Below are 26,948 nucleotides of genomic sequence, written 5' to 3'. Positions count from 1 at the left end.
AGGCCGCTATCGCATCGCGCCGGGGGCGACGCTCCTACGGGGATACTCCTCAGGCCAGGCTCTTGCTCACCACCTCGTAAACATCCGCCGACAGCTCACCGGAGGCGAGAATGCGCTCCAGCTCCGCTTTCATCAGCGCCTGGCGCTCGCTGCCATACTTGCGCCAGCGGGTCAGCGGTGCCAGCAGGCGCGACGCGATCTGCGGGTTGAGGGCGTTGAGCACGATCACCTGATCGGCGAGGAAGCGATAACCGCTGCCATCGGCGGCATGGAAGTTGACCAGGTTCTGGCCGGCGAATGCGCCGATCAGCGCACGTACCTTGTTGGGGTTCTTCAGGGTGAACGCCGGGTGCTCCATCAACGCCTGCACGCGCGCCAAGCCACCTGGCAAGGTGCTGGCCGCCTGGACGCTGAACCACTGATCCATGACCAGGGCGTTATCCTTGAAGTGCTCGGCGAAGGCCGCCAGGGCCTTGCTGCGCTCAGCCTCGAACGGTGAATTGACCAGCACGGCCAGGGCGGTGAGGCGCTCGGTCATGTTGTCGCACGCCTCGTACTGCTCCAGCGTCGCCGCCAGCACCTCGGGCTTGCCGGTCAGCATCAGGTACGACAGCGCGATGTTCTGCAGGGCGCGACGAGCGAAATGCTCGGCCTCGGCCACGTAAGGCGTCGTGCGCGATACCTCGCGGTTGGCTTGATAACGCTGCCACAGCGGCTCGAACAAGGCTTCGGCCAGTTGCTGGCGAGCGAATTCACGCGCGCCGTGGATGGCGTCGACATCGGCCACGTCGCTGATCTCGGTGAGGTAGGCCTCGCCTGGCAGCGAGAGCATCTCGGCGACCATGGCCTGATCCAGCGAGCCATCCTGCAACAGGGTGCGCAGTGCGCTGACCAGCCGCTGATCGAGCTCCAGCGTCTCGCCGCGCTGGTGCTGGCCGATCAGCTCCTGCAGTACCTGCACGCTGAGCTGCTGACCCGCCTCCCAGCGATTGAAACCGTCGCTGTCGTGCTGCATCAGGAACATCAGTTGATCGCGGTCGTAGGGGAAACTCAGCTTGACCGGTGCACTGAAGCCACGCAGCAGCGAAGGCAAGGGTTTCTCGGCGATATCGACGAAAGTGAACGATTGCTGCGCTTCGGTCACCGACAGCACGCGGCTACCAGCAGCGGCAGCGGCCTCGCCCTGCAGGCGCAGTGGCAGGTCGTCGCCCTGGGCATCGAGCAGCCCCAACTCGACCGGAATCACGAAGGGCAACTTGTCGCTCTCGCGCTGCCCTGGAGTGGCCGGGCAGCTCTGGATGAAGGTCAGGGTATAGGTTTTCGCGGCAGCGTCGTAACGCTCGGCGACGGCCAGGCGCGGGGTGCCCGATTGGGTGTACCAGCGCTTGAACTGGGTCAGGTCGATGCCGCTGGCATCTTCCATGGCCTTGACGAAGTCGTCGCAGGTCACGGCCTGGCCATCGTGGCGCTCGAAGTACAGATCCGATCCCTTGCGGAAGGCTTCTTCGCCCAGCAGGGTGTGGATCATGCGCAGGACTTCGGAACCCTTCTCGTAGATGGTCAGGGTGTAGAAGTTGGAGATCTCCATGTACGCATCCGGGCGCACCGGGTGGGCCATGGGGCCTGCATCCTCGGCGAACTGATGGGTACGCAGGTAGGCCACGTCCTGGATGCGCTTGACCGTCGCCGAGTTCATGTCGGCGGAGAACGCTGCGTCACGGAACACCGTGAAGCCTTCCTTGAGCGACAGCTGGAACCAGTCACGGCAGGTTACCCGGTTGCCCGACCAGTTATGGAAATACTCGTGGGCGACGATCGCCTCGACCCGCTGGTGCGCGGCATCGGTGGCGGTTTCCGCGCGGGCCAGCACGGCGCTGGAGTTGAAGATGTTGAGGCCCTTGTTCTCCATGGCGCCCATGTTGAAGTCGTTGACCGCGACGATCATGAAGATGTCCAGGTCGTACTCGCGACCGTAGACCTCTTCATCCCACTTCATGGACTTCTTCAGGCTGTCCATGGCGTGCTGCACCTTGTCGATGTTTTCCGGCTCGACATAAATGCGCAGCGTCACTTCGCGGCTGCTCACGGTGGTGAACTTGTCTTCCACGCACCAGAGATCACCGGCGACCAGAGCGAACAGATAGGCCGGCTTCTTGAACGGGTCTTCCCAGGTCGCCCAGTGCCGACCGTCGTCTTCCTGGCCGCTGGCCACCGGGTTGCCGTTGGACAGCAGGATCGGATACTTCTGCTTGTCGCCGCTCACCGTGGTGGTGAAGCTGCTCATCACGTCCGGGCGGTCGAGGTAGTAGGTAATCTTGCGGAAGCCTTCGGCCTCGCACTGGGTGCAGAACATGCCGCTGGACTTGTACAGCCCTTCCAGCGCGGTGTTGCTTTCCGGGTGGATGCGCACGCTGCTGTCGACGACGAAGCTGGCCTGGGTCGGCTGCAGGGTCAGGTGACTGTCGGTGAGCGTGTAGTCGGTGGCGCTCAGCGCGCGATCATCGAGCTTGAGTTCAAGCAGCTCCAGCTGCTGACCATCGAGGGTCAGCACGGGCAGATCGGCCGACAGCGCCGGGTTGCGGCGCATCACCAACTGGGCGTGGACCAGGGTGTGATCCTCGAACAGCTCGAAGGTCAGGTGAGTTTCGTCGATCAGGTAATCCGGCGCCTGATAGTCCTTCAGGTAGATGGTCTTCGATTGCTCGGTGCGCATGGGAACCTCTTCGATGCCACGCCCATTGGCGTGACAGACAGGTGAATGGCGTCAGCAGCGCCTGCCGGTCAGGCGGCGCAGCTGGCTGCGATCTGGTAAGCGGTGTACTTGCGGATATTGATCACGCCGGTATCGAACATCAGGTACTGGCCCTTGATGCCGAGCAGTGTGCCTTCGGCGACGGGATTCTTGTCCAGGTTGAAGCTGGTGATCTTGGCCGGATAGCCCTCGATCGGGTAACGGATATCGACCACCGACTGCTCGTTCAACGGCAGCACGGCCTGCAGGCCGAAACGCTGCTGCAGCGCATCGATGCCTTCGGCGCAGGCATGGAAGATCTGTTCGCGCACGGCGAGCAGGTCGACCGGCGTCGCATCGCCCTTGAGCAACGCGCGCCAATTGGTCTTGTCGGCCACCTGGCTGCGCAGCAGGTCTTCGACGAAACCGGACTGCTGGCGAGTGGCGACGCGCATGATCGGCAGCGCCTGGGTGGCCCCCTGATCGATCCAGCGCGTGGGGATCTGCGTGGCGCGGGTGATGCCCACCTTGATGCCCGACGAGTTGGCCAGGTAGACCACATGATCGGTCATGCAGAACTGCTCGCCCCACCCCGGATCCCGACAGGTACCGGCGTCGTAGTGGCAGCGTTCCGGGCTCATGATGCACAGGTCGCACTGGGCGAGCTTCTGCATGCAGGGGTAGCAATAACCCTGACTGAAGCTGGTCTTGGTTCTGCGCCCGCAATGGCTGCAATGAATCGCGCCGAGAAACTCCAGGCGCACGGTCTTGCCGATCATCGGATTGACGGCGATCCGCTCGTCACCCAGGCGAAAGGCGTACTGCACTGGCGCATCGAGCTGGGTGGCCATCTTGCTCAGGGCGCCACGGGCTACTTCAACCATCAGTGCAGGGTTTCCGAGGACTTGTAGAGCAGGTTCGGGATCGGCTCGGACTTCGAGGAACACTCGGAGGTGCCCATGTAGCCAGTGCGCTGATCCTCGGGCAGGTTCTCGATCTCCCAGGCGATCATCGCCTGCAGGCTCAGTTCCTTCTGCTCCTGAGTCAGCTTGCGGCCGTCCGGCCACTTGCCGATCTCCACGGCCAGCTTGAGGCTTTCATACACGTCCGGGGTGATGTTGCGGATCAATTCGACGAAGGAGGACATGGCTGGCTCCAGGCTCAAAAAGTCACATATTACCGGGCCACATGCTTCGGCGCACGGGCATTGATCGAAACAGCGCATATCGCGCGGCGGATGCGATTGCCAGTAGTGAAGTCAAATGACAAAATGATAATAGTTTTCACTATCAAGTGACCTTCCCAGCATGCTTCCTGCCAACTCCAGCAATCGGACGGCGATGCTTCACAATCTGTTCGGCGAGCACCATGGCTGGTTGTTCGAGCGCCTGCGCGCTCGTCTTGGCTGCCGCCACGACGCTGCGGACATGGCCGCCGAAACCTTCGCTCAGGTTGTCGCCATGCGCGATCAGCGAAAGATCCACGAACCACGTGCACTGCTGACAACCATTGCCAAACGCCTGGTATTCGCCAGTTGGCGGCGCCGCGACCTCGAACGTGCCTACCTGGCGGCATTGACCGCCGAGCCGGAGCGCTTGGCCCCTTCTGCTGAGGATCACTACCTGCTGCTGGAAACGCTTGTCGAGATCGATCGGCTTCTCGACGGGCTTTCCAGCAAGGCTCGCGCCGCCTTTTTATACAGCCAGCTGGATGGCCTGACCTATGCACAGATTGCAGTGGAGCTTGGCGTGTCCGTCACGCGGGTGCATCAGTACATCGTTCAGGGGCTCAGGGCCTGCTACGGTGCCGAGACGTGAGCCCACTGATAGAGCAAGCCATCGAGTGGCATGCACGGCAGAGTTCGGGCAACTTCGGCGATGACGAGCACACACGTTTCCAGCAGTGGCTGAGTGCCAATCCTGCTCACACCGACGCCTGGAATGCCCTACAACAGCGACTTGGTAAAACGCTGCTACCACTGAAGGCTGCGCCAGCCAGACAAGCGCTGAACACGCCGAACCTGAGCCGCCGCAATCTGCTACGCGGCACGCTGGCAATCAGCACGATGGCTGTCGGCGCCCACCTGCTCGGCAAACCTGGCATGCCGCTGAACAACTGGAACGCCGACCTTCGTACGCAAACCGCCGAGCGCCGGCGGATCGAATTGCCAAGTGCCTGGCTGACACTCAATGCACAGAGCGCCGTCGACCTCGACCTTTCCGGTGAGCGACACCTTGTTCGCCTGCATCAAGGCAGCCTGGTCATCGACACGCAAGGTGGAGAACTACGCCCCGTGACTCTAGCGAGTCGCTTTGGGGAGATCCAGCTGGCAGACGGGCGCTGCGTGCTGGAGCTGCACGATGATTTCGCTCGTGCCTGCCTACTGCGTGGCAGCGCAAGCATTGCCGGGCGCCCCCTGCTGCCAGGGCAACAAGTGCACATGCTCGCCAATGGCGTGACAGGGATGCGACCTTTCGTGGGCGCCCCAGATGCCTGGGTCAACGGTTTCTTGCAAGCGCACGACTGGACGCTGGGCCAGTTGATCGACCAACTGCGCCCCTATCACCGAGGCATGCTGCAGCTTTCCCAAAATGCAGCACATCTACGTATCTCCGGCGTATTCAATCTGGATAACAGCGCCCAGGCGCTGGCTGCCTTGGCGGACATCCTGCCGGTACGCGTCCATAGCTACCTGGGCGTATGGACGCGTATCGAGCATGTCTAGGGTCTGTTGACGTGTCAGCACGGCCGCGCCAGGCCCTACGGGCTGCGCGGAAACGTCAACAGACTCTAGGTGCAGCGAATTAATTTTCACCCACGCCTGAAAAAAACTCCGCCTCATCGCACATACCCGTAAAGAACTCTGGCGAAAGCGATCGCCAGGGGTGTTTCCTGCGACTCGGAGCTCTGGATCACCATGCCTCATCAGTCTTGCTTGCCGTTCTTCATCACCGCTTTCATGGTCGCCATGCATGGCAATGCCAGTGCATCGCAGCAGCGCCATGATTTCGCACTGTCGGCGGCACCGCTGGCCGCTACGCTGATCGAAATCGGCCAACGCAGTGGCCAGCAGATACTGTTCATCCCTGCGGACGTCGATGGCCATCAGGCCGCTCCCGTACATGGCTCCTTCAGCGCCAGCGAAGCAGTACAGCAGGCCCTGCGTGGCAGCGGTCTTGAAGTACGTGCCACCAGTGGCGGAACGCTCAGCGTGCAGCCGGCCCCACAAAACGGATCGATGACCCTCGATGCCACCCGCGTCGACTCCACGATTGCCAGTGAACGCACGGGCGCCCCCTTTTCCGGCTATGTCGCCCAGCGAGGCAGCTCGGCCACCAAGACCGATGCATCGCTGCTCGAGACGCCACAGTCGATTTCGGTAGTAACCCGCGACGAAATGAACGACCGCAAGGGCGATAACCTTTCCGATGCACTGAAATACACCGCTGGCTTCAGCAGCCAGCCAAGTGGTTTCAGCCGTACCGCGGACGACTTCACCTTGCGCGGCTTCAACGTGGGCGCGGGCACCGGCGGTATTCTGCGCGACGGCATGAAACTGCAGGCCAACCCCTACGACGGCAGCATCGAAGCCTACGGCGTGGAGCGGGTAGAAGTGCTCAAAGGGGCCTCATCCGTGCTTTATGGGCAACTGTCGCCGGGTGGACTGATCAACACCATCAGCAAGCGCCCGACCAGCGAACCGCTGCATGAAGTGGGTATCGAAATCGGCAACTACGACCGTCGCCAGTACACCTTCGACCTAGGCGGCCCGCTGGACGATCAGGGCCAGTTCAGCTACCGCCTCACCGGTCTGTGGCGCGACAGCAATACGCAGGTCGATCATATCGACGACGACCGCCGCTACATCGCGCCCGCCTTGACCTGGCGTCCGAACGAGGACAGCTCGCTCACCATTCTGGCCAGTCATCAGGAAACCTTTACCGGCTTCGCCCCGCCGACGGCCTACACCATGACCACCTACAGCGATACGCCGGGCTACAAGATAGGTCGCGACGACTTCGTTGGCGAACCCGGCTACGACCATTTCAACAACCGTATGGACACGCTCGGGTACCTGTTCGAGCACCATTTCAACGACCACCTGCAAGTGAACCACAGCCTGCGCTATTTCCAGGCCAACACCGACTGGGACTACCTGATTCCACAAGCCATCGTCGGCAGTCAGCTACTGCGCCGCTACAGCGAGCGTGACGAGCGCTCCACCGGCTGGACCACCGACAACAACCTGCAATACACGCTGGACAGTGGCCGCTGGCAACACAGCTTATTGGTGGGGGTCGACTACTACCACAAGACATACGACTCCCACCGCCATATCAGCGCCTCCCTGGCGCAACTGGCTCCGCCGCTGGATCTCGCCAACCCGATCCATACCGGCTACGGCGAAAACACCGCCGCCGAAAGCGGCTCCGATCTGCACAGCGCGCAGAAGGGCCTCTACCTGCAGGATCAGATCAGGTTCGACGACAAGTGGCTGCTCCTGCTGGGCGCCCGTCAGGACTGGGCGGAAAGCCGCACCACTACCTTCGCGACCGAGGCACGTGCTACCCGCAACGACAAGAAAGCCACCGGCCGTATTGGTTTGGTCTACATGGCGGACAACGGCGTGGCGCCTTACGCCAGTTACAGCCAGTCGTTTCAGCCGGCCAATGTCAGCAATCCAGCCGCTGGCAATGCCTTCGCGCCGCTGGAAGGCGAGCAGTATGAGGTCGGTGTGCGCTATCAACCTCCCGGCAGCCAGACGTTGATCAGTGCTGCGGTGTACCAACTGACTCAGGAAAATTCACTGAGCTTCGACGCCGCCAGCGCCACATTCGTGCAATACGGGAAAACCCGCTCCAAAGGCCTGGAACTGGAGGCCAAGACAGAGGCGAGCGACAACCTCAGCCTCACCGCCTCCTACGCCTATACCGACTCCCACGTGATCCAGGACAGCAGCGCCAGCAATGTCGGCAAACGCATCGAAGGCGTGCCTTACCACAGTGCCAGTCTGTGGGCGAGCTATCGCCTGAGCGCCCTCGGTCTGCCGCAGCTACGACTCGCAGCTGGCGCACGCTATACCGGCACCACACGCACCACACCAACGGTCTATGAAGGCAAGATCCCCGCTTACACGCTGTTCGATGCGCTGATCAGCTATGAAATCGACGACCACTGGGAAGTGGCCGCCAAGGCCCAGAACCTGGGCAACGAGAAGTACCTGTTCTGCAACACGACCTGTCGTTATGGCGATGAACGCAGCCTGATCGGCTCGCTAAGCTATCGCTGGTAAGCGCACATCAGCGGCGTCGCCGGGCCAGCAGACCGCCAATCAGCCCGGTGACGCACCCCGCGACCAGCCCACCGACATGGGCGGCATTGGCGATGGCGCCGAACTGCAGCAGCTCGAATACACCGGTCATGCAGATCAGCAGCCAGATCAGCATGCTCACCAGCACGCCCCGTGGCAGCTTGTAAGCCGCATTCGGGGCCAGCCACTGGAACAGCCAGCAGTGCCCGAGCAGACCATAAAGCACGCCTGACAACCCGCCGAACAGCGCCGGGCCGCCATACAGGTATTGCGCGACGTTGGCTGCCAGGCCGAACCACAGGGTCAGGAGCAGCAGCATGAGCGCGCCCTGGCGTGCCTCGATACGTCGGCCCAGCTCCCAGTACCACAAACTGTTCATGGCCAGGTGCAGCACGCCGAAATGCAGCAGCATCGGCGTGAACACACGCCACCACTGGCCGCTGTCGACGACCTGGGCGAAGGAAGCGAAGTAGATGTACTGACCTTCGATCTGGAAGTCGACGAAGCTCAGCCAGCGCACGACATCGTAATCTTCACCGCCCCAGGTCAGCAGCGCGACCAGCAAGGTCAGGGCCAGCACGACCAACGTCAGCGGGCTGCGCCGGGCCTGATCGAGAAAGCCAGGTAGCTTGCGCGCTGGCTGAACCTGCACGGGTTGCACACTGGGATCGCCCTGGGGCACTCGGGCGTATAGCTCGCGCACCTGACTGGCGATATGTTCATCGGGTACCCAGAGCACCTGCTCATTGGACTGCTCGGCGACCCGGTGGGCGACACCCAGGTTGCGCAACAGGGTGATGAAAGGTGTCAGGTCCTCATCGAGCGGTGCACGCAAGGCGATCACCGGGCTCATCGCGGCGCCTCCGGTTTCTCGACATCGACCCAGACGAACTTGCGCGGGTCCAGACGGGTTTCCTGATCAAGGCGGTAGGCCACCAGCTTGCCGTACATCACGGCGCTGTAATCCAGGCAGGCCAGGTTCGGGCGGATCGGTTCAGGGGTGCCGCTGCGCCAGTAATGGCCGACGAACAGCAAGGGTTGATCGGGCCCGTACTTGAGCAACTCGGTCTTCTGCAGCTCGCTGAGCGGCATCTGCGCGACCAGATCCGGCAAGGCATCGGGCTGGAACTGCACATCGCCGTATGTCTGCGGGTTGTCTTCCCAGAACTTGGTGCGGAAGAACGAGCGGGTGAAGCCGTCACCACTGGTCATGGTCAAGCCGTCGGGCAGGCGCATGTCGGTGCCGCGCAGCAGCCGATCGAGCACGGTGCAGGCATAGCTGCCAGGCACGGCAGAGGCCTGCAGAAAATGCTCATCGATACAGCCATCCGGAAACTGCCGGCGCAGCGGTGCGATCATGCCCTCGTCCCAGCAGGCGTGCACCACGCGAAAATGACCGGCATCGAGAAACAGCGGCAGCTCGTAGAACCAGGCCAGCACATCGCGCCACTCGTCAGGGTATGGCTCGAACTGCTTGAGGGTTTCGCCGATCAGCCGCCCGTGCCGCGGGGTACGCTCACGCACGTAGTCGCGGCCGCTGCCCGGCAGTGCCGGCGTCATCCAGCCAAGGGCGTTGAACTCGTGATTGCCCATGATGCACAGCGCCTCACCGGCCCGCACCATGTCGTGCACCAGGTGCACGGCCTCGCGAATGCGCGGGCCTCGATCGATCAGGTCGCCGAGGAACACCGCCATACGTTGCGGATGGCGCCAGACCCCGTTCTGACGGCGATAACCCAGGCGCTCGAGCAGGTGCACCAGAGTATTGGCGCAGCCATGGATATCACCGATCAGGTCGTAGCCGCGAGACGGGTCGAGCTGCATCAGTCGCCTCCGCCGCCGAGTCGGCTACCCCATCCCAGCTTGGTTCGGCAGATCTCGTAGTAGTTGTGATCCAGCGGGTGGATCAAGCACAGCTTCTGGGACTTCTTGCGTACCGTGATGGTGTCGCCGGGCGCGCAGGTGAAGTGGTTCTGGCCGTCACAGGACACCTGCGGGTAGAGCTGCAGATCCTTGGAGACGACGATCTTCAGCTCACTGTTGCCATCCACCACGATCGGCCGGCTGGACAGCGTGTGCGGGTACATCGGCACGATGACGATGGCGTCCAGCTTGGGGTGCATGATCGGCCCACCAGCCGACAGGGCGTAGGCAGTGGAGCCGGTCGGCGTGGCGACGATCAGACCATCGGCCTTCTGGCTGCAGACGAACTGGCCGTCGATGTAGAGCTCGAACTCGATCATCCGGTTGGACTTGCCCGGGTGCAGCACCACGTCGTTGAGCGCGTCGCCCTGGCCGATCGCCTCGGAATGACGGCGCACTTCGGTTTCGAGCAGAAAGCGGTTCTCGGTGAGGTAGTTGCCTTCCAGCACCTCGGCGACCTTGGACTCCAGTTCATCCGGGCGGATATCGGTGAGAAACCCCAGATTGCCGCGGTTGATGCCGAGCACCGGCACCTTGTGCCGGGCCAGGGCGCGGCCTGCGCCGAGCATGCTGCCGTCGCCACCGACCACGATCACCAGGTCGCAGAACTCGCCCAGGTGCTTGCGGGCGGATGTCTGCAGACCATGGCCAGGCAGAACCTCGGCGATGGTGTCCTCGAGAATCACGTGCAGCTGGCGCTCGAGCAAGAACTTCTTCAGGCGGCGAATGGTGTCGAGCACCTGGGTACTGCCCAGGCGACCGATGATGCCGATATTACGAAACTGCTCCATGGGGCTCCTGCGACGCTCTGGTTCTGATGGCCCGATTATGGGTGAAACACTGCCTCAGGGCACCTCAAAAAACCACCTGCGCTGCCATCGCCCTGTCAAGAACTGGCTCAAACTGCTCACTCACCGCTCCTAAGCTGCGCTTTTTCGCCTGTTTTTGCCTTGCGCTGACCGCCTCGTCCAATTTTTCGAGATGCCCTGCAACAGCCCCCCGCACCGATCGGGGAAAAGTCCCTATGCTGCACAGATGAACGCCTTCGACACCCTCGCCGATCTCCCCCAGCGCCTGAATCAGCCAGCGGTGCGCGACCTGGCCTGGACGCTGCTTTCTGCGCCCCTGCTGGCCCACCCACACCCGACGCAGCGTCATCCGCTGACGGATGGCAAATGGGCTGCCGAGCCGGGCCTGCTGGCGGACTGGCTGCTGCGCCAGGATGAAGAGCCTGCTGCGCTGCAGACCTGGTTGTCGCGTAGCTCGGTACGCCGCCTGGGCCTCTATTACGAGCGCCTGTGGCAGTTCGCCCTGGAGGCCGCCCCAGGCATCGAGGTACTGGCCGCCAACCTGCCGATTCGCCAGCAAGGCCACACCCTGGGCGAGCTGGATCTGCTGCTGCGCGATGCCAGCGGCGTGCATCATCTGGAACTGGCCATCAAGCTGTATCTGGGCAAGGCGTCGCAACAAAGAGCGCAATGGATCGGCCCCGGCAGCCATGATCGTCTGGATATCAAGCTCGAGCATCTCGCCAGCCATCAACTGCCACTCTCGGCTCAGCCCGTGGCACGCCCTGCTCTGGATGCGCTGACCAGCGAGCCCATCGAGGCGGCCATGTGGATCGGCGGGTACCTGTTCTACCCCCATGGCCACCCCTGCCCTGCACCACCAGACGCTCACCCGCAGCACCTGCGCGGCAAGTGGCTGCACCGGCGCGACTGGCAGGCCTTCCAGGTGGAGGATGCAGCGGCCTGTTGGCAGCCGCTGCCGCGCCACGCCTGGCTGGCCCCGGCCAGGCTGCCGGTGCAGGAAGGCTGGTCGTTCGCTCGCCTGCAAAACTGGCTTGGCGAGCTGCCCACGGATGCCGAAGCGCAGTTGCTGGTGGATCTGCGCCCCGGCGTCGACGGCCACCTGCACGAGCACCAACGCCTGTTTCTGGTCGCCGATGATTGGCCACGGCTGGCTTAGCTGATCATGGCGCCGGGATCAGGGCGGCGCGGCGCCCCTGCAACCCACCGGTATGCACGAAGATCAGCCGCGTGCCGGCCTCGATCTCGCCACCTTCGATGGCCTCACGCAGGCTCATCAGCGCCTTGGCGGTATACAGGGGTTCGAGAGGCAGACCGCTCTGCGCCTCGCACTGCGCCATGAAATCCAGCAAGTCGGCATCCTGCCGCGCGAAACCGCCTCGGCAGGCAGCGAACAGCCGATAGCCCGCATCGGCCATCCCGGCCTGCGCCAGCAGGGCCTGCACCTGCGCCGGCACGCCATGATCGCGGGGCACTGCCAGTGCACCATGCACGACCCGCTGCGCGCCCTCTCCAATCACCAGCCCGGCCAGGGTGGTGCCAGTGCCCGCAGCCAGCCACCAGCCGTGATAATCGGGCCAACCCAGCGCTGGCAACTGCGCAGCCACCAGCGCGGGCAACTGCGCACAGCCCATGGCACCCGGCAAACCGCCGCCGCCCTCGGGCACCGCGCAAAAGCCGGGATAACGCGCATGCCAGTCCAGCCAGAAATCCGCACGGTGTCGATCACGGTAACCGCCGTAGCCCAACCAGTGCAGCTGCATGCCGAAGCGCTGCAGATCCACGACGGTTGGCGTGCTCTGTGGCTGCCCCCGCAGCAGGCCGACGGTGGCGAAGGAGAAACGCTGGCCAGCGGCGGCCAGTGCATGCAGATGATTGGAGTGCGCACCACCCAGGCTGATGATGCCGCGTGCGCCCTGCCTGGCAGCGGCGTGCAGATGTGGCCGGAGCTTGAACCACTTGTTGCCGCTGATCAGCGGGTCGATCAGATCCAGCCGCAATACCGCCAGCTCGACCCCTGCCAACCAGTCGAACGACAGGCGCTGCAGCGGCGCATGGGGGCGCCAGGCGCTGACGGCCGTTAGGGAAAGTGACGCCATGAACGCACGCGAGAGGCCTGGTGAAAGGGCCTGCGATTGTATCCCAGATCGGCCTCAGCCCACTGTGCGCAGGCGGGCCGCCTTGTGCGCCATGCAGCAGTTGGAGTCGCCAACCACGAAACGCCCCGGCGTCTCGATGCGCTCCACGGCAACGTCGCAACGCTGGCCATCGGCATGCAGGCCTTCGCAACGCGGGCGCTGATAGTGCTCCAGCCACTGGCGGTACAAGGCTTCGGAAACGAAGCATTTGCTCGCGGCATAGGCCAGCGGACTGGCCAGATAACGTTCGACATCCTGCAACGGTACGGTGACGTGACCGGCGCCCGGGTGAAACACCACGAACACCACACCCTGCCCGGCCAGACGTTCCAGCACCTGATGGGCGCCACGCTGCGATGCATCGGCTTCACGGCGCCGGGCCTGCTCCTCAGCGCTGGCCTGGGTCGCGAGTATCCGCGCACGCAGCTCGTCGTCGAACTGTTCGCGGAGAATGTCACGCTCGGTACGTGCATGACGCTCGGCGCCACGCAGGCGGACCGCCATTTCGTCGCGCTCGCTCTGCTGAATGGCCAACTGTTCGGTGAGCTGCGACTTGAGACTGTGATTCAGCGTTTCCTGCTGCCGCACGGCCTGGCGCAGCGCCTGAATCTGCCCCTGCAGATCGGTAACCCGGGCCTCGGCCTGAGCCGCGACACGCGCCATCTCCGCCTGATGCTCCTGGCCGAGACTGGCGAGCCGCTCACGCTGCTGCTTGACCAGTTGCGCGGCCTTCTGCCGATAGTCATGGGACAGCCGCTCGGCCAGTTTTTCGGCCAGATCCCGGGATGGATCCACGGCGTACCATTGATCCTCGGAAGCCACCTGCAAGCGCTCGGGCGCTACGCTATTGGCTTCTTCTTCCTGAAGTACGATGCCCAGGCTGTTGAGCTTGACGGTGTCACGCAGCAAGGCCAGATCATTCTTGCCGGTGACCAGACTGGGATCCCACAGGTGCATCTGGTGCCAGGAAACCGGGCACTGGCTGCGGCAGGCCAGGCGAATGGGCCCGGCACCCAGGTCAGGGCCACGGCCAGCGCGCTCGGCCAGTTGCTGCAAGGGAATGTTCCAGCCGCTGTCGGGCGCGCCGCTTTCGTCGAAATCCAGATAGAAGAACACTGCGGAGCGAATCTGCAGGCGCGCATTGACCACCACGTAGGTGACACGAACCTGCTGATCGGCGAACACCGGCATCTTCACCAGGCCATCGAGCAACGTCTCGAACTCGGTGTAGAACATCTGCTTACCGATGCTGCCGTCTTCAGCGAAGAACATCACGGCCTCGACCAGTTGCGGCTTGCTCATCGATGCTCTCCAGACGAATGAGGGTTCTCGGTTCCATGTCGGCTGCAACGCCAGAGCGGCAGCCAGACAAGTCTAGGCGAGAACACCGGAACCACTGTGTGAACCGGTTGGCAGTCATTCAGCTGCGGGACGAATGGCAACCCAGAACCGTGAAGTGTTCGGTAGAACCTGCCGAAAAGTGGCGTCTCAGAGCGCCGCGGCCAGACGCGAGCCCTGATCGATGGCGCGCTTGGCATCCAGCTCGGCCGCCACATCCGCACCGCCGACCAGGTGCACCGCCTGCCCGGCAGCCACGAGCTCATCCTGCAGTTCGCGCAACGGATCCTGACCGGCGCAGAGAATCACCGTATCCACCGGCAACAGCTGCGGTTCGCCATCGGCGATGCGGATGTGCAGCCCCTCATCGTCGATCTTCAGGTACTCGACGGCATTGAGCATCTGCACCCGCTTGTTCTTCAACCCGGCACGGTGGATCCAGCCGGTGGTCTTGCCGAGGCCGTCACCGACCTTGCTCTTCTTGCGCTGCAGCAGAAATACCTGACGCGCCGCGGGCTCGATCTCGGCCTGAACACCGGCGACGCCACCACGGGCACGCAGGGCCGGGTCGATGCCCCATTCCTTCCAGAACGCCTCACGATCCAGGCTGGTGGCGACGCCCGCGTGGGTGATGAACTCGCTGACGTCGAAGCCGATGCCGCCGGCGCCGATCACCGCGACCGTCTGGCCGACCGGCTGACGTTGCAGGATGGCGTCCAGATAGCTGATCACCTTGGCGTGCCCGATGCCGTCGATCGCCGGAGTACGCGGCACGATACCGGTGGCAAGGATGACCTCGTCGAAGCCAGCAGCCAGCAGGTCCCCCGCGCTGACCCGGGTATTGAGGCGCAGATCGACGCCTGTGGTTTCCAGCTTGCGTTTGAAGTAGCGCAGGGTTTCAAAGAACTCCTCCTTGCCGGGCACTCGCTTGGCGACGTTGAACTGGCCACCGATTTCCCCCGCCGCATCGAACAGGGTGACGCGATGGCCACGCTCGGCAGCCACCGTGGCGGCAGCCAGGCCGGCAGGGCCGGCACCGACCACGGCAATGGTTTTCACCGCTGCGCTCGGCAGGTAGTTCAGCTCGGTTTCGTGACAGGCGCGCGGGTTGACCAGGCAACTGGTCAGCTTGCCACCGAAGGTGTGGTCGAGGCACGCCTGGTTGCAGCCGATGCAGGTATTGATTTCGTCGCCCCGGCCAGCGGCCGCCTTGTTGACGAACTCCGGGTCGGCGAGAAACGGCCGGGCCATGGACACCATGTCCGCATCGCCCTCGGCCAGCACCCGCTCCGCCACTTCCGGGGTGTTGATGCGGTTGGTGGTGATCAGCGGAATGCTCACCTCGCCACGCAGCTTGGCAGTGACCTTGGTGAACGCCGCCCGCGGCACCTTGGTGGCGATGGTGGGAATGCGCGCTTCGTGCCAGCCGATGCCGGTGTTTATCAGGGTCGCCCCTGCCGCCTCGATGGCCTTGGCGAGCACGACCACTTCCTGCCAGTCGCTGCCGCCCTCCACCAGGTCGAGCATCGACAGTCGATAGATGATGATGAAGTCGCTGCCGACCGCTTCGCGCACCCGGCGCACGATCTCCACGGGCAGGCGCATGCGATTCTCGAAACGACCGCCCCAGCGGTCGGTACGCTGGTTGGTGTGGGAGGCGAGGAACTGATTGATGAAGTACCCCTCCGAGCCCATGATCTCGACACCGTCGTAACCGGCCTGGCGCGCCAGCAGCGCACAGCTGACGAAATCGGCGATCTGCTTCTCGATGCCCTCTTCATCCAGCTCGCGGGGCTTGAATGGGTTGATCGGCGCCTGAATGGCGCTCGGCGCAACCTGCTTGGGGCTGTAGGCGTAACGACCGGCGTGGAGAATCTGCATGCAGATCAGGCCGTCGGCGGCATGCACCGCTGCGGTGACGATACGATGCTTGTCGGCTTCTTCCGGGGTGCTCAGCTTGGCCGCGCCCGCGTAGACCCCGCCCTCCTCGTTCGGCGCGATGCCGCCGGTGACCATCAGCCCGACGCCACCGCGAGCCCGCTCGGCGAAATAGGCCGCCATGCGCTCGAAGCCGCCTGGCTTCTCCTCCAGCCCGGTGTGCATGGAGCCCATCAGGGTGCGATTCTTCAGGGTGACGAAACCCAGATCCAGCGGAGCGAGCAAATGCGGGTAAGCGGTCATGGTCATGGATCCATCGGCGGTGATCACGGGATGCCGCAGCCTTCGTGGGCAGCGGTCTGTATGGGACAGACGATAGTGAAGCCATGACCCCGCCTCAATGATCATAAATGACAACTTACTGATCCTGAATGACAGTGAGGCTGGCGAGGTATCGCCGGCCGGGATACCCTACCTGCCCGTCCATCAGTATCGACAGAGCCCATGAACCCCGCACGTATTCGCCTGGGCGATCTCTCCGTCGGCTTTCTCTACAGCCTGGCCGACGCCGTGCGCCACCTCGGGCATGAGCCACACCCCTTGCTGGAACACTATGGTTTCGATGCCCCGCGCCTGGCCGAGCCACAGGCCAGGCTGTCGATTCCGCGCTACATGCACCTGGGGCACAGCGCCATCGAACTGACCGGCGAGCCGGCGCTGGGCCTGCTGATGGGCCGTTTCGCCCGTCTGCAGCAATTGGGCCTCGCCGGTATCACCGCCGCCCAGGCACCCACGGTGCGTGAGGCGGCGCGCACGCTGACCCGCTTCGAACTGCTGTATGCCTCCAACTACCGTGGTCGCTCGAGCCTCCAGGAAGACAGCCAGGGCGCCTGGCTGCGCTTTCACTCGATAGGCCCTTACAACGCCTACAACCGTTTCGTGGTCGATTCGGTACTGGCTGGCTGGCTGCAGCAGTTGGGCACGCTCGTGGGAACCGAATTGCAGGCCGAGGCGCTGCATCTGGAATGCTCGCCGCCTGCCTACGCCGAACGCTACGAATGCGAAGTTCGCTGCCTGCCCACCTTCGATGCTGCCTTCAATGGCCTGCGCCTCGACCAGCCGACCCTGAACCTGCGCAACCCCCAGCACTGCCCCGGCACCTGGCAGGAACTGCTGCAACTCTGTGAGCAGCAACTGCAGCGCCTGACCCGCACCCACAGCCTGCGTGAGCGGGTCAGCCAACTGCTCGGCCCGCGTCTGCATGGCCGCGAACCGGACATGGACGACATCGCCCGGCAGTTGCAGCTGCCGAGCTGGACCCTGCGCCGGCGCCTGGCCGAGGAAGGCACGCGGTTCAGCAGCATCGTCAATGAAACCCGCCGGGATCTGGCCACCGCCTACGTACGCGATACCGAACTGACGTTCGGAGAGATCGCCTACCTGCTCGGATTCGCCTCGGCGGAAGCCTTTCAGCGCGCCTTCAAACGCTGGCTGCAGCAGACGCCCGGCGAGCTGCGTCGCACCCATCGGCTGGGCATGGCCAAACTGTCTGAATCTTTGAAATAATTATTTTCATTTGCGCCTGCGGGTTTTACGCTTCTCATCCGTCTTAATAGGTAACCGACCCACAAAGCGCGCGATAATCACGCCCGCCACGGATTTCCACCCTCGCAGGCCGCAAGGCAGGCGGGGTTTCGTTCGTTAATAAAGAGCCCGCTCGCCGAGCCGCCCGGCGTTCGAGGCCTCCCAACAAGACTGATATTCAATGTCCAAGAAGTCGCGCTCCAAAATCTGGTTCCTGGTCCACAGCTGGCTCGCTCTGCCCATCTGGTTCTTCGTGCTGATCGTCTGCGTCACCGGCACCCTGGCAGTGGTCAGTCAGGAGATCGTCTGGCTGGCCAACCCTGACGTGCGCGCCACCAAACCGTCGGACGACGCCGAGCTGCTGACCTTCGGAGAGGTACTGGCGGCCATCAACAAGGCCGAGCCGCAGACCATCGTGCAGACCATCAGCCGGCCGGACGAATCCCATTTCGCCCTCACCGCCCGGGTGGCCTACCCGGATGGCAGCACGCCGACGCTGTACGTCAACCCGTACACCGGGGACATCCAGGGCGTCAGCCCGCAGTTCGATTTCCGCCAGTTCACCCGCGCCCTGCACGGCTGGTGGCTGGTGCCGTTCACCAATGGGTTCAGTTGGGGCTGGTACCTGGTGTCGATGATGGGCATCCCCATGCTGCTGTCACTGATCACCGGCCTGGTGGTCTACAAGAAATTCTGGAAAGGCTTCTTCAAGCCACGCCTGCGTTTCAACCAGGGCGCGCGGATCTTCTGGGGCGACTTCCACCGCCTGAGTGGTATCTGGTCGATCTGGTTCATCGCCGTGGTGTCGATCACCGGCATCTGGTTCCTGATCCAGGCGATCCTGTTCGATAACCAGATTTCCATCTCGACCGAAGGTGTGCCTGCCATCGTGGCGCGCGAAGACGTGCCGATCGTCCGGCCCGGCGAGCCGATTCCGATGATCGGCGTGGACGAAGCCGCGCGCATCGCCATCAGCAAGGTGCCGAGCCTGGACGTCAGTTTCACGCGGCTGCCGAGCAATGCCTACGATCATATTTCCGTCAGCGGGCGCGGCTGGTATCCGCTGATGTTCCAGAGCGCATCGATCAACCCCTATACCGGTGAAGTGGCGCAACAGCGCCTGCTGGAAGATCGCTCCAAACTGGAGTTCGTCACCGAATCCATGCGTCCGCTGCACACCGGTGACTTCGGCGGCATCTGGGTCAAGATGATCTGGTTCTTCTTCGGCCTGGTGCTCAGCATGATGGTGCTCAGCGGCCTGCTGATCTGGACCAAACGTACCGCACAGGCCACCGCCAAGGTGATCAAGCGGCCGGCCCGCAGCCGCGCCGCCGATACCGCCAGCGACAACACGGAGGTCAAGGCATGAGCAAGGCCGTCGCCGCACGCCCCGCCTCACCATTGAGCCGCCTCTGGTACAAGTGGCGCTTCCACATCAACATTCTGCTGGTGATCATTCCGCTGGCCTTCATGCCCAAGTACTTCGCCGATGTCGCGCTGTTCACCGGCACCAGCGGCCTGGGCGAACGCATGATCGGTGACGTGGCGGTCGGCCCCTGGTCGATCCGCCTGGCCGAATTTCGTGCGGGCCCTCCGGAGCTCGATGGCCCGGCCGGTTACATGAAATCCTTCAATGGCGCGCTGTGTGCCGAATGCGCCAGCCAGGTCAAGGCCACCTACCTGCGCATCGGCAAGCCACGCAGCCTGCGTGCAGCCGGTGGCATCTTCTTCGGCACCGCCCACCGCATGGGTGCCACCGTGCCGCTGCCGGCTCGCACCAAGCCCGATGCCGAACTGTGGATCACCATGGAGGGCTGGGACGGTTCCGTACACCAGGCCGCCGTGCCCCTCGAGCAGGCATCCCCGTCCACCGTCGCCTGGCTGAAGAAACAACAAGGAGGCAAGTAATGATCAATTCCAAATCCCTGCGTCTGGCCGCAGGCATCGCCCTGCTGTCGCTCAGCGGTGCTGCCCTGGCGCACAATCCGATGTGCCAGTGCGAAGACATCGACGCCGAACACATCCGCTGCACCGGTGGTTTTTCCGACGGCAGCGGTGCAGCCGGCGTGACCCTCGACGTGATCGGCTATGACGAAAGCATTCTGGTGCCCGGCAAGCTGGCCGAAGACTCGACCATCACCTTCAAGCGCCCCGAAGGCGAGTTCTACGTGCTGTTCGATGCGGGCCCCGGCCATATCGTGGAAATCGACCACACGGAAATCGAGGCCCCATGACGGTTCAGGTCGTACGCCCCGCCGGTGCCGGTCACGAAACCCTCTACGTACTGCTGCTGTGCCTGGCCATCCTGCTGGCGGCCGGCTCGGTCGTGGCCTGGCATGGCGAGACGGAAAGCGAAACCAGCATCGAGAGCCATCAGATCGATGCGCGTCGTGACCTCACCGCCGCTGAACAGGGCATCTACGCTGACCTGCGCGTGGCCTCCGACGAGATCCGCATCCGCCGTGACGAAGAGCAGACGCTGCTCAGCCCCGCTGAGCTGGCAGACGAAGGCTTTCCGCCGTTCGGAGCCGATGCCAGCGCGACCAGCCGTGGCAGCCACCAGTGGCAATTGCTGCCCGCTGACCAGGCTGCCTATTTCGGTGCCAGCCAGGCACTGGACGTGGCCGGCTCGATGCTCATGCTGATCGACGCCGAGCATGAACAGGCCGACGTCTGGCTCAACCGCAACAGCGCCAGCGCGCCTTCCAGTCTGGACGCGCAAAGCCTGATCACTGCCGGCTGGCAGCAGATCGCCTCCCAGTACGACGCAGGTGTGACCCGGCAACATCGCCACTGATCACCTCCGATCCACCCGACAGAAGACCGCCCGCCAATGCCCATTTTCCGTCTGTTTCGCGCACGTCCCCTGCTGTCACGCCTGGCCATCGGCCTGTTCGCCCTGCTGTTCATCGGCGCCGCCAGTGCCGCCGACGCCAAGCGCCTGCGTATCGGCATTACCCTGCACCCCTATTACAGCTACGTGAGCAACATCGTCGGCGACAAGGCCGAGGTGGTGCCGCTGATTCCGGCCGGCTTCAACCCCCATGCCTACGAGCCGCGCTCGGAAGACATCAAGCGCATCGGCTCGCTGGACGTGGTAGTGCTCAACGGCGTCGGCCATGACGACTTCGCCGACCGCATGATCGCCGCCAGCGAGAAGCCGGATATCGAAGTCATCGAAGCCAACGCCAACGTACCGCTGCTGGCCGCGACCGGCATCGCCGCACGGGGCGCCGGCAAGGTGGTCAACCCGCACACCTTCCTGTCGATCAGCGCCTCCATCGCGCAGATCAACAATATCGCCCGGGAACTGGGCAAGCTCGATCCGGCCAACGCCAAGACCTACACGCAAAACGCCCGCGCCTACGGCAAACGCCTGCGCAAGCTGCGTGCCGACGCCCTCGCCCAACTGACCGAGGCGCCGAACGCCGATCTGCGCGTAGCCACCGTGCACGCGGCCTACGACTATCTGCTGCGTGAATTCGGCCTGGAAGTCACTGCGGTGGTAGAACCGGCCCACGGCATCGAGCCGAGCCCCAGCCAGTTGAAGAAGACCATCGACCAGTTGCGTGAACTGGACGTCAAAGTGATCTTCTCCGAGCTGGACTTCCCGTCCACCTATGTCGACACCATTCAGCGCGAGTCGGGCGTCAAGCTCTATCCGCTGTCGCACATTTCCTACGGCGAATACAGCGCCGAGAAGTACGAAAAGGAAATGACCAGCAACATGAACACCGTGGTACGTGCCATTCAGGAAGCCGGCAAATGAGCGTGGCGGAAAACCTGAGCGTGACGGCCATTGGCCCGACCATCGATTTTCAGCAGGTCAGCCTGGTGCTGGGCCGCACGCAGATCCTCGAGAATGTCAGTTTCCAGGTCAAACCGGGCAGCGTGCATGCCCTGGTTGGCCCCAACGGCGGCGGCAAGAGCTCGCTGATCAAGACCCTGCTCGGCCAGATGCCCCACCAGGGCACGCTCAGCCTGCAGTGGCCCGACGCCGTCGGCACCATCGGCTACGTGCCCCAGGCGCTGGAGTTCGACCGTGGCCTGCCGATGACCGTGGACGATTTCATGGCTGCCATGTGCCAGCGTCGCCCGGCCTTCCTCGGCCTGTCGAAGCACTACACCGGAGCCATCGATGACGCCCTGGCCCGCGTCGGCATGCTGGAAAAGCGCAAGCGGCGCATGGGCGCGCTGTCCGGTGGTGAACGTCAGCGCGTGCTGCTCGCCCAGGGGCTGATCCCCACACCGCAGTTGCTGGTCCTCGACGAGCCGATGTCGGCACTGGACGAAGCCGGCATCCAGGTTTTCGAACGCCTGCTCGGTGACTGGCGTCGCGCCGGCATCAGCGTGCTGTGGATCGAGCACGATCTGGAAGCGGTCAAGCGCCTGGCCGACCGCGTCACCGGCCTCAGCCGCCGCGTGCTGTTCGATGCACCACCTGCCGAAGCCCTGACCCCGGAGCGCCTGCTCAGCCTGTTCTCCACCCATGCACGTGCCGCGGGGACCTCGCAACCATGATCGACTACGAACAGTTCCGCCTGATGATTCAGGGCTGGGCGTCCTCCGGTTATCTGCCCGAAGCGCTGGCTTACGGTTTCGTCATCAATGCGCTGCTCGCCGGTTTGCTGATCGGCCCGGTATTGGGCGGCCTCGGCACCCTGGTGGTGGTCAAGCGTTTCGCCTTCTTTTCCGAAGCGGTCGGCCACGCGGCACTCACCGGCGTGGCCATCGGCATCCTGCTCGGCGAACCCTACACCGGCCCTTACGGTGCCCTGTTCGGCTACGCCCTGCTGTTCGGCATCCTGCTCAACTACCTGCGCAATCGCACCGGCCTGGCCCCGGATACGCTGATCGGCGTGTTCCTCTCCGTCTCCCTGGCCATGGGCGCCAGCCTGCTGCTGATTCTCGCCGGGCGCATCAACGTGCACATTCTCGAGAACGTGCTGTTCGGTTCGGTGCTGACGGTAAACGGTACCGACCTGCTGGTCCTGCTGGTGGTCGGCGCGCTGGTGATGGGCCTGGCCCTGCCGCTGTACAACCGCATCATGCTCGCCAGCTTCAACCCGCAGCTGGCGGCCGTGCGCGGCGTGGCCGTGAAGAGCCTGGATTATCTGTTCGTGATCCTGGTGACGCTGATCACCGTGGCCGCGGTCAAGGTCATCGGCGCGATTCTGGTCGGTGCCCTGCTGGTGATTCCAGCCGCAGCGGCGCGTCTGCTCAGCCAGTCGCTGAAAGGCTTCTTCTGGCTGTCGGTGCTGATCGCCACCATCAGCACCCTGGTCGGCATTCTCATGCCCATCGTGCTGGATCTGCCGATCCCCTCCGGTGCCGCGATCATTCTGGTCGCCGGTTTCACCTTCGCCCTCGCCGCCATCGCGCGCGGCGTCGTACCAAGCCTGAAAGGGAACCTGGGATGACCCATAGACTTCACCAACTCGGCCTCGCCCTGCTCCTCAGCCTGCCCGGCCTCGCCCTGGCCAAGGACGTCAGCGTTCTGGTCTCGCAACCCGTCACCTTCGGCCTCGCCACCGATCTGCTGGAAGGCACCGCGGTGCGCATCGAACGCGCCGCACCGGCCAACCTGCCGGCCAGTCGTCAGGTGTCGTACTTCGCCGGCCGTGGCGCCACCAACCTGCAAAAGGTCGCGGCCGACGCCGATGCGGCCATCGCCCTGCGCTCGTTGTGGTCGGAAGACCCGCTCTACCCCATGGCCCGCCGCAGCAATATCCGCATCGTCGAAATCGATGCAGCACGGCCAGTGGACGGCGCCCTGCCGGGCATCGCCACCCAGGCCGAGAGCGCTGGCGAAAACGACCTGGCCAGCTACCCATGGCTGGCGATCAACAACATGGGCCGCATGGCCGACGTGATGGCCGCCGATCTGGTGCGCCTGGCACCGGATGCCAAGGGCAAGGTCGAGCAGAACCTGGCGACGCTCAAGCAGCGTCTGCTCAAACTCAATGCCCACAGCGAAGCCGAACTGGCCAAGGCCGACAACCTGTCGGTCTACAGCCTGAGCAGTCGTCTGGATTATCTGGTCAGCGGCCTCAACCTGGATCTGGTCAGCAGCGACAGCCGTGATGACCGTGACTGGGATGCAGAATCACTGAAAGCGCTGACCAGCGCCCTGAAGGAAGACGATGTGGCGCTGGTACTGCACCATCGCAAGCCGTCGCAGCCGGTGGCGGACGCGGTCAAGGCCGCCGGCATTCCCCTGCTGGTGCTGGAGACCGAAAGCGATGATCCGCTGGCCGAGCTGGAAGGCAATGTCGGTAGCCTGGTGAAGGCCCTGACGCAGTAAGCATGGCGATGCGTACCGGCCGTTGACGAAAAGGCCCGATGCATAGGCATCGGGCCTTTTCTTTTGATTCTGGCTCGTGGGCTGAACGGATTGCCGTTCGAGTCTCCACGGCGCCCGGACCGGGCGGTTACAGCTCGGTCGCGTCTTCGGCGAACTCGGGTACGTCCTGTTCCAGGGCACGGGACTCGAGCAGCTCTTCCTGATAATCGTCCATCTCTCTTCTCCTTTCCTTTCTCTTTGGTCTCGCACCGAGTCTACGAAGTTTCGGTGACTATCCTGTGACACGGATCAAGCCATCGCAGTTCAGCATTCACGTTGCTGAGCGCTGGCCTGAGATACATTACTCCCTGGCTCGACACTGCGGGTGAGCCAGACGTTACCGCCGATTACCGAGCCCTTGCCGATGGTGATACGGCCAAGAATGGTGGCACCGGCATAGATCACCACATCGTCTTCGACGATCGGGTGGCGCGGCTGCCCCTTGTGCAGCAAGCCGCTCTCGTCGCTGGTGAAACGCTTGGCGCCGAGGGTCACGGCCTGATAGATGCGCACGTTGTCGCCGATGATCGCCGTTTCGCCGATCACCACGCCGGTGCCGTGATCGATGAAGAAGCCGTGGCCGATCTGTGCGCCAGGGTGGATGTCGATACCGGTGGCACCGTGGGCGGTCTCGGCACCGATGCGCGCCAGCAGCGGCAGGCCGGCGCGGTAAAGATGGTGAGCCAGACGGTGATAGATCACGGCCAGCACGCCGGGGTAGCAGAGCAGCACCTCGTCGACGCTGCGCGCCGCCGGATCGCCGCTGTAGGCCGCGACCACATCGCGATCGAGCAGGCGGCGCAGCGCCGGCAGTGCCGCAGCGAACTCGCGGACGATATGCACGGCCCGAGCCTCCACGCTGCCGACCTCGTCGCCACGCTGGCGGGCGTCGTAACGCAGCTCGAGGCGTACCTGGGCCAACAGGCTGTTCAAGGCGTGATCCAGGGTATGCCCGACGTAGTAGTCCTCGCTCTCTTCGCGCAGATCCGCCGGCCCCAGACGCATGGGGAACAGCACGCCACACAGCTCGGTGAGAATCGCTGCCACGGCCTGCCGCGAAGGCAGCTCACGGCCACCCTGCTCCGGGTCGCGGCCTGCCCGGTTGCGCCAGTCGGCGCGGGCCGAACGCAGGCCCTCGACGATCTGCTCCAGCTCCCAGTTGGTCGAGCGACTCTGCTTCTCTGTATCGGCCCCACCGGCAACGGCGGTGGCGAACGTGCTGTTCATGGAATTCCTCGGGTAAAAAGAGCGGCGCAAGAGGCTCACTCGGTTATTCGTTCAAGCGGTATAGCGGCGCCCGACAGCACCTCGAAGGTTCGAAGGCACAGCCCCGGCATGCGTGCCCCGACGATAGGGCGGCAGTGCCATGGGCTCCAAATATCCATTGATTCTTTCGATATGCGAAAAACACATATACGGACTCGCCGACGCCAGCCATGGAAAAGTCAGGCCCGTGGCTATTGCGACAACGCGGGAGCATTGCTGTTTTGGGAAAAACGCGGCGCAGCGGGTTGCGAGCGAGCCTGACCGGCTGGCCGAGTCACCTCGGCCACTGGCGACGGGGCCGGCAGACATGGCTGCCGGCCCCACAGGCATTCACCGCATCAGGGCGGGAAAGCGAAGGGAAACACGCAGATCAACGACCCGCGCCGCCGACCTTGGAGGCGATACGCAGCACCTGATTGGCGGCGGTGATGTACAACCAGTGCTGATCGTCCGTGCTGCAGAACGTCAGGTTGCCCGTGTCGCTGGAGGCCACACGGATCATGCCAAGCCTTTCACCCTGAGGGGAAAACACCTGCAGCCCCTCCTTGCTGCTGCTCCAGACGTTGCCGTTCTCGTCCACCTTGATGCCATCGGGAATCCCCGGCGAGATTTCCGCGAAGACACGAGCACCGCTCAAGGCATTGTCCTTCACGTCGTAGACGACGATATGGTGAGCGAGGGATTCGTCGTTGAAGTCATGGGCCTGCTGGGAATCGGCTATATACAGACGATCGCCGTCGGGTGAGAACGCCAGGCCATTGGGTGCATGCACCTCAGGCGTGGCCATGCGCGTCAGGCTGTTGGTCAGCGGGTCATAACGGTAGACGTACTCGCCATCCTGCTCCTGAGTCCCGCCATAGCCTTCCTTCTCGTTGAACAGTCCGAAGGTGGGGTCACTGAACCAGATACCGCCATCGGCCGCGACCACCACATCGTTGGGGCTGTTCAGGCGTTTGCCCTGATACCTGTCGACCAGTACCCGCCAGCGGCCACCCGCCTCGCGGCGTACGATCGCGCGCTGGCCGTGGGATGCCGCGATGACCCGGCCGTCATGATCGAGTGCGTGGCCGTTCTGGAAGTCGGACTTGGCCAGCCATGTCTGTACGTCCTGCCCTTCTTTCCAGCTCATCACGCTGTTCCGTTTCACATCGCTCCAGATCAACCGACCATCGGCCAGGCAAACCGGCCCCTCCGCCCACACGGCATCGGTGGTGATCGACTCGACACGCGGATTCGCTGCAATCAGCTCATTGAAGCTCGGGCTGTCGGCGATGAGTTCGACACGTGGATCCTGCTCGGGGGCGGCCGTGCAGCCGATCAGTGGGCCGAGCAACAGAGCCAGGGTCGAGCAGCGTGTCAGTCTTGCCATGTCCTTCATGGTTTCTCCTTTGAATGTGCGGTAAAGGCGCGGATTGGGCGCAGGCATCATGCATACGACTGCGGCGGGGGGCGAGTGTCACCCCTCTGCTCTGCCAAGTTTCTGGTCACGGAGCAGACATCTCGCCAGAGGTGTCGGAAGGGATCGCTCGAGGGTTGCGAGGGGGAATGGCGCTTGCCAGACGAGTGATGCCGCCACTGACCGCTCATGGCCAGCGCCCGCTGCCTGACAGCCCTTGTCCCGGTGCGG

24 protein-coding genes are annotated in these 26,948 nt (G+C 63.7%); 13 read left to right on the top strand and 11 right to left on the bottom strand.

Features of this window, described 5'->3' with window-relative positions:
* Window positions 1-49: 49 nt before the first annotated feature.
* The 3 genes from pepN to FHR27_RS03780 all read right to left on the bottom strand — a co-directional run bounded on the left by pepN (window position 50) and on the right by FHR27_RS03780 (window position 3,878).
* Complete coding sequence (gene pepN / locus FHR27_RS03790; RefSeq protein WP_179537825.1) at window positions 50-2,713, bottom strand: aminopeptidase N; 2,664 nt, start codon at window positions 2,711-2,713, stop codon at window positions 50-52.
* Window positions 2,714-2,781: 68 nt separating this feature from the next.
* Window positions 2,782-3,615 (bottom strand): DUF2797 domain-containing protein, encoded by an 834-nt coding sequence (locus tag FHR27_RS03785; protein WP_042552839.1) that lies wholly within the window; start codon window positions 3,613-3,615, stop codon window positions 2,782-2,784.
* Window positions 3,615-3,878 carry a YeaC family protein gene (locus tag FHR27_RS03780; protein ID WP_042552838.1) on the bottom strand — a complete coding sequence of 88 codons (264 nt, stop codon included), beginning with the start codon at window positions 3,876-3,878 and terminating at the stop codon, window positions 3,615-3,617. Before FHR27_RS03780 ends, FHR27_RS03785 begins: the two co-directional genes overlap by 1 nt.
* A gap of 160 nt (window positions 3,879-4,038) precedes the next feature.
* Between FHR27_RS03780 and FHR27_RS03775 the strand changes: the two genes are divergently transcribed.
* From FHR27_RS03775 to FHR27_RS03765, 3 genes are all read left to right on the top strand, one after another.
* Entirely contained in the window at window positions 4,039-4,548 is a 510-nt protein-coding gene (locus FHR27_RS03775) for a sigma-70 family RNA polymerase sigma factor (protein ID WP_179537824.1), read from the top strand.
* Window positions 4,545-5,456: a DUF4880 domain-containing protein gene (locus tag FHR27_RS03770; RefSeq protein ID WP_179537823.1), complete on the top strand. Its 912-nt coding sequence runs from the start codon at window positions 4,545-4,547 to the stop codon at window positions 5,454-5,456. Before FHR27_RS03775 ends, FHR27_RS03770 begins: the two co-directional genes overlap by 4 nt.
* A 192-nt stretch (window positions 5,457-5,648) precedes the next feature.
* Window positions 5,649-8,024 carry a TonB-dependent siderophore receptor gene (locus tag FHR27_RS03765; protein WP_257026805.1) on the top strand — a complete coding sequence of 792 codons (2,376 nt, stop codon included), beginning with the start codon at window positions 5,649-5,651 and terminating at the stop codon, window positions 8,022-8,024.
* Window positions 8,025-8,031: 7 nt separating this feature from the next.
* On the opposite strand, the gene FHR27_RS03760 is transcribed toward FHR27_RS03765, so the two are convergent.
* The 3 genes from FHR27_RS03760 to FHR27_RS03750 are packed head-to-tail and all read right to left on the bottom strand — an operon-like array spanning window position 8,032 to window position 10,756.
* Window positions 8,032-8,895, bottom strand: a complete 864-nt coding sequence (locus tag FHR27_RS03760) for a rhomboid family intramembrane serine protease (RefSeq protein WP_042552835.1) — start codon at window positions 8,893-8,895, stop codon at window positions 8,032-8,034.
* Window positions 8,892-9,866: a metallophosphoesterase gene (locus FHR27_RS03755; RefSeq protein ID WP_042552834.1), complete on the bottom strand. Its 975-nt coding sequence runs from the start codon at window positions 9,864-9,866 to the stop codon at window positions 8,892-8,894. The genes FHR27_RS03760 and FHR27_RS03755 overlap by 4 nt, the downstream gene beginning before the upstream one ends.
* On the bottom strand, window positions 9,866-10,756 hold the full coding sequence (locus FHR27_RS03750) for an NAD(+) kinase (protein ID WP_042552833.1): 891 nt from the start codon (window positions 10,754-10,756) through the stop codon (window positions 9,866-9,868). Before FHR27_RS03750 ends, FHR27_RS03755 begins: the two co-directional genes overlap by 1 nt.
* 244 nt (window positions 10,757-11,000) lie before the next feature.
* Between FHR27_RS03750 and FHR27_RS03745 the strand changes: the two genes are divergently transcribed.
* Window positions 11,001-11,933 carry a DUF1853 family protein gene (locus FHR27_RS03745; protein WP_042552832.1) on the top strand — a complete coding sequence of 311 codons (933 nt, stop codon included), beginning with the start codon at window positions 11,001-11,003 and terminating at the stop codon, window positions 11,931-11,933.
* Window positions 11,934-11,937: 4 nt separating this feature from the next.
* On the opposite strand, the gene FHR27_RS03740 is transcribed toward FHR27_RS03745, so the two are convergent.
* The 3 genes from FHR27_RS03740 to FHR27_RS03730 form a co-directional block, all read right to left on the bottom strand.
* Window positions 11,938-12,873, bottom strand: a complete 936-nt coding sequence (locus tag FHR27_RS03740; RefSeq protein WP_179537822.1) for a 1-aminocyclopropane-1-carboxylate deaminase/D-cysteine desulfhydrase — start codon at window positions 12,871-12,873, stop codon at window positions 11,938-11,940.
* Window positions 12,874-12,927: 54 nt separating this feature from the next.
* A complete protein-coding gene (locus FHR27_RS03735) occupies window positions 12,928-14,214 on the bottom strand; it encodes a chromosome partitioning protein ParA (protein WP_179537821.1) in 1,287 nt (428 codons plus the stop codon).
* Between the two features lie 186 nt (window positions 14,215-14,400).
* Window positions 14,401-16,437 carry an oxidoreductase gene (locus FHR27_RS03730; RefSeq protein WP_373565112.1) on the bottom strand — a complete coding sequence of 679 codons (2,037 nt, stop codon included), beginning with the start codon at window positions 16,435-16,437 and terminating at the stop codon, window positions 14,401-14,403.
* Between the two features lie 195 nt (window positions 16,438-16,632).
* On the opposite strand from FHR27_RS03730, the gene FHR27_RS03725 reads away from it, so the two are divergent.
* The 9 genes from FHR27_RS03725 (at window position 16,633) to FHR27_RS03685 (ending at window position 24,016) form a co-directional block, all read left to right on the top strand.
* On the top strand, window positions 16,633-17,694 hold the full coding sequence (locus FHR27_RS03725; RefSeq protein WP_042552828.1) for an AraC family transcriptional regulator: 1,062 nt from the start codon (window positions 16,633-16,635) through the stop codon (window positions 17,692-17,694).
* A gap of 199 nt (window positions 17,695-17,893) precedes the next feature.
* Window positions 17,894-19,081, top strand: a complete 1,188-nt coding sequence (locus tag FHR27_RS03720; protein ID WP_042552827.1) for a PepSY-associated TM helix domain-containing protein — start codon at window positions 17,894-17,896, stop codon at window positions 19,079-19,081.
* A complete protein-coding gene (locus FHR27_RS03715) occupies window positions 19,078-19,620 on the top strand; it encodes a hypothetical protein (protein WP_042552826.1) in 543 nt (180 codons plus the stop codon). Before FHR27_RS03720 ends, FHR27_RS03715 begins: the two co-directional genes overlap by 4 nt.
* A complete protein-coding gene (locus tag FHR27_RS03710) occupies window positions 19,620-19,946 on the top strand; it encodes a hypothetical protein (protein WP_042552825.1) in 327 nt (108 codons plus the stop codon). The genes FHR27_RS03715 and FHR27_RS03710 overlap by 1 nt, the downstream gene beginning before the upstream one ends.
* Window positions 19,943-20,509 carry a DUF6162 family protein gene (locus tag FHR27_RS03705; protein ID WP_179537819.1) on the top strand — a complete coding sequence of 189 codons (567 nt, stop codon included), beginning with the start codon at window positions 19,943-19,945 and terminating at the stop codon, window positions 20,507-20,509. Before FHR27_RS03710 ends, FHR27_RS03705 begins: the two co-directional genes overlap by 4 nt.
* 36 nt (window positions 20,510-20,545) lie before the next feature.
* Window positions 20,546-21,481: a metal ABC transporter substrate-binding protein gene (locus FHR27_RS03700; protein WP_042552823.1), complete on the top strand. Its 936-nt coding sequence runs from the start codon at window positions 20,546-20,548 to the stop codon at window positions 21,479-21,481.
* Window positions 21,478-22,233: a metal ABC transporter ATP-binding protein gene (locus FHR27_RS03695; RefSeq protein WP_179537818.1), complete on the top strand. Its 756-nt coding sequence runs from the start codon at window positions 21,478-21,480 to the stop codon at window positions 22,231-22,233. Before FHR27_RS03700 ends, FHR27_RS03695 begins: the two co-directional genes overlap by 4 nt.
* Window positions 22,233-23,132 (top strand): metal ABC transporter permease, encoded by a 900-nt coding sequence (locus tag FHR27_RS03690; protein WP_042552896.1) that lies wholly within the window; start codon window positions 22,233-22,235, stop codon window positions 23,130-23,132. Before FHR27_RS03695 ends, FHR27_RS03690 begins: the two co-directional genes overlap by 1 nt.
* The gene (locus FHR27_RS03685) at window positions 23,129-24,016 is read left to right on the top strand and encodes a metal ABC transporter solute-binding protein, Zn/Mn family (protein ID WP_179537816.1); all 888 of its coding nucleotides are present in this window, start codon (window positions 23,129-23,131) and stop codon (window positions 24,014-24,016) included. The genes FHR27_RS03690 and FHR27_RS03685 overlap by 4 nt, the downstream gene beginning before the upstream one ends.
* Window positions 24,017-24,319: 303 nt before the next feature.
* Here FHR27_RS03685 and epsC read toward each other — a convergent pair whose 3' ends face one another.
* On the bottom strand, window positions 24,320-25,282 hold the full coding sequence (gene epsC / locus FHR27_RS03680; protein ID WP_179537815.1) for a serine O-acetyltransferase EpsC: 963 nt from the start codon (window positions 25,280-25,282) through the stop codon (window positions 24,320-24,322).
* 409 nt (window positions 25,283-25,691) lie between these two features.
* Window positions 25,692-26,690, bottom strand: coding sequence for an SMP-30/gluconolactonase/LRE family protein (locus FHR27_RS03675; protein WP_082045734.1), 999 nt, complete (start codon window positions 26,688-26,690; stop codon window positions 25,692-25,694).
* Window positions 26,691-26,948: the final 258 nt, after the last annotated feature.

The sequence above is a fragment of the Pseudomonas flavescens genome (genome assembly GCF_013408425.1).
Classification (GTDB): domain Bacteria; phylum Pseudomonadota; class Gammaproteobacteria; order Pseudomonadales; family Pseudomonadaceae; genus Aquipseudomonas; species Aquipseudomonas fulva_A.
This window is presented reverse-complemented; position numbering and strand designations above follow the sequence as displayed.

What these genes read in the sequence shown, in the direction of transcription:
- FHR27_RS03765 (WP_257026805.1), top strand. Translation starts at nt 5,649, where the DNA reads ATGCCTCATCAGTCTTGCTTGCCGTTCTTCATCACCGCTTTCATGGTC.
- FHR27_RS03710 (WP_042552825.1), top strand. Translation starts at nt 19,620, where the DNA reads ATGATCAATTCCAAATCCCTGCGTCTGGCCGCAGGCATCGCCCTGCTG.
- FHR27_RS03730 (WP_373565112.1), bottom strand. Translation starts at nt 16,437, where the DNA reads ATGACCATGACCGCTTACCCGCATTTGCTCGCTCCGCTGGATCTGGGT.
- FHR27_RS03755 (WP_042552834.1), bottom strand. Translation starts at nt 9,866, where the DNA reads ATGCAGCTCGACCCGTCTCGCGGCTACGACCTGATCGGTGATATCCAT.
- FHR27_RS03685 (WP_179537816.1), top strand. Translation starts at nt 23,129, where the DNA reads ATGACCCATAGACTTCACCAACTCGGCCTCGCCCTGCTCCTCAGCCTG.
- FHR27_RS03695 (WP_179537818.1), top strand. Translation starts at nt 21,478, where the DNA reads ATGAGCGTGGCGGAAAACCTGAGCGTGACGGCCATTGGCCCGACCATC.
- FHR27_RS03715 (WP_042552826.1), top strand. Translation starts at nt 19,078, where the DNA reads ATGAGCAAGGCCGTCGCCGCACGCCCCGCCTCACCATTGAGCCGCCTC.
- FHR27_RS03785 (WP_042552839.1), bottom strand. Translation starts at nt 3,615, where the DNA reads ATGGTTGAAGTAGCCCGTGGCGCCCTGAGCAAGATGGCCACCCAGCTC.
- pepN (WP_179537825.1), bottom strand. Translation starts at nt 2,713, where the DNA reads ATGCGCACCGAGCAATCGAAGACCATCTACCTGAAGGACTATCAGGCG.
- FHR27_RS03775 (WP_179537824.1), top strand. Translation starts at nt 4,039, where the DNA reads ATGCTTCCTGCCAACTCCAGCAATCGGACGGCGATGCTTCACAATCTG.
- FHR27_RS03720 (WP_042552827.1), top strand. Translation starts at nt 17,894, where the DNA reads ATGTCCAAGAAGTCGCGCTCCAAAATCTGGTTCCTGGTCCACAGCTGG.
- FHR27_RS03675 (WP_082045734.1), bottom strand. Translation starts at nt 26,690, where the DNA reads ATGGCAAGACTGACACGCTGCTCGACCCTGGCTCTGTTGCTCGGCCCA.
- FHR27_RS03735 (WP_179537821.1), bottom strand. Translation starts at nt 14,214, where the DNA reads ATGAGCAAGCCGCAACTGGTCGAGGCCGTGATGTTCTTCGCTGAAGAC.
- FHR27_RS03705 (WP_179537819.1), top strand. Translation starts at nt 19,943, where the DNA reads ATGACGGTTCAGGTCGTACGCCCCGCCGGTGCCGGTCACGAAACCCTC.
- FHR27_RS03780 (WP_042552838.1), bottom strand. Translation starts at nt 3,878, where the DNA reads ATGTCCTCCTTCGTCGAATTGATCCGCAACATCACCCCGGACGTGTAT.
- FHR27_RS03760 (WP_042552835.1), bottom strand. Translation starts at nt 8,895, where the DNA reads ATGAGCCCGGTGATCGCCTTGCGTGCACCGCTCGATGAGGACCTGACA.
- epsC (WP_179537815.1), bottom strand. Translation starts at nt 25,282, where the DNA reads ATGAACAGCACGTTCGCCACCGCCGTTGCCGGTGGGGCCGATACAGAG.
- FHR27_RS03740 (WP_179537822.1), bottom strand. Translation starts at nt 12,873, where the DNA reads ATGGCGTCACTTTCCCTAACGGCCGTCAGCGCCTGGCGCCCCCATGCG.
- FHR27_RS03700 (WP_042552823.1), top strand. Translation starts at nt 20,546, where the DNA reads ATGCCCATTTTCCGTCTGTTTCGCGCACGTCCCCTGCTGTCACGCCTG.
- FHR27_RS03745 (WP_042552832.1), top strand. Translation starts at nt 11,001, where the DNA reads ATGAACGCCTTCGACACCCTCGCCGATCTCCCCCAGCGCCTGAATCAG.
- FHR27_RS03750 (WP_042552833.1), bottom strand. Translation starts at nt 10,756, where the DNA reads ATGGAGCAGTTTCGTAATATCGGCATCATCGGTCGCCTGGGCAGTACC.
- FHR27_RS03725 (WP_042552828.1), top strand. Translation starts at nt 16,633, where the DNA reads ATGAACCCCGCACGTATTCGCCTGGGCGATCTCTCCGTCGGCTTTCTC.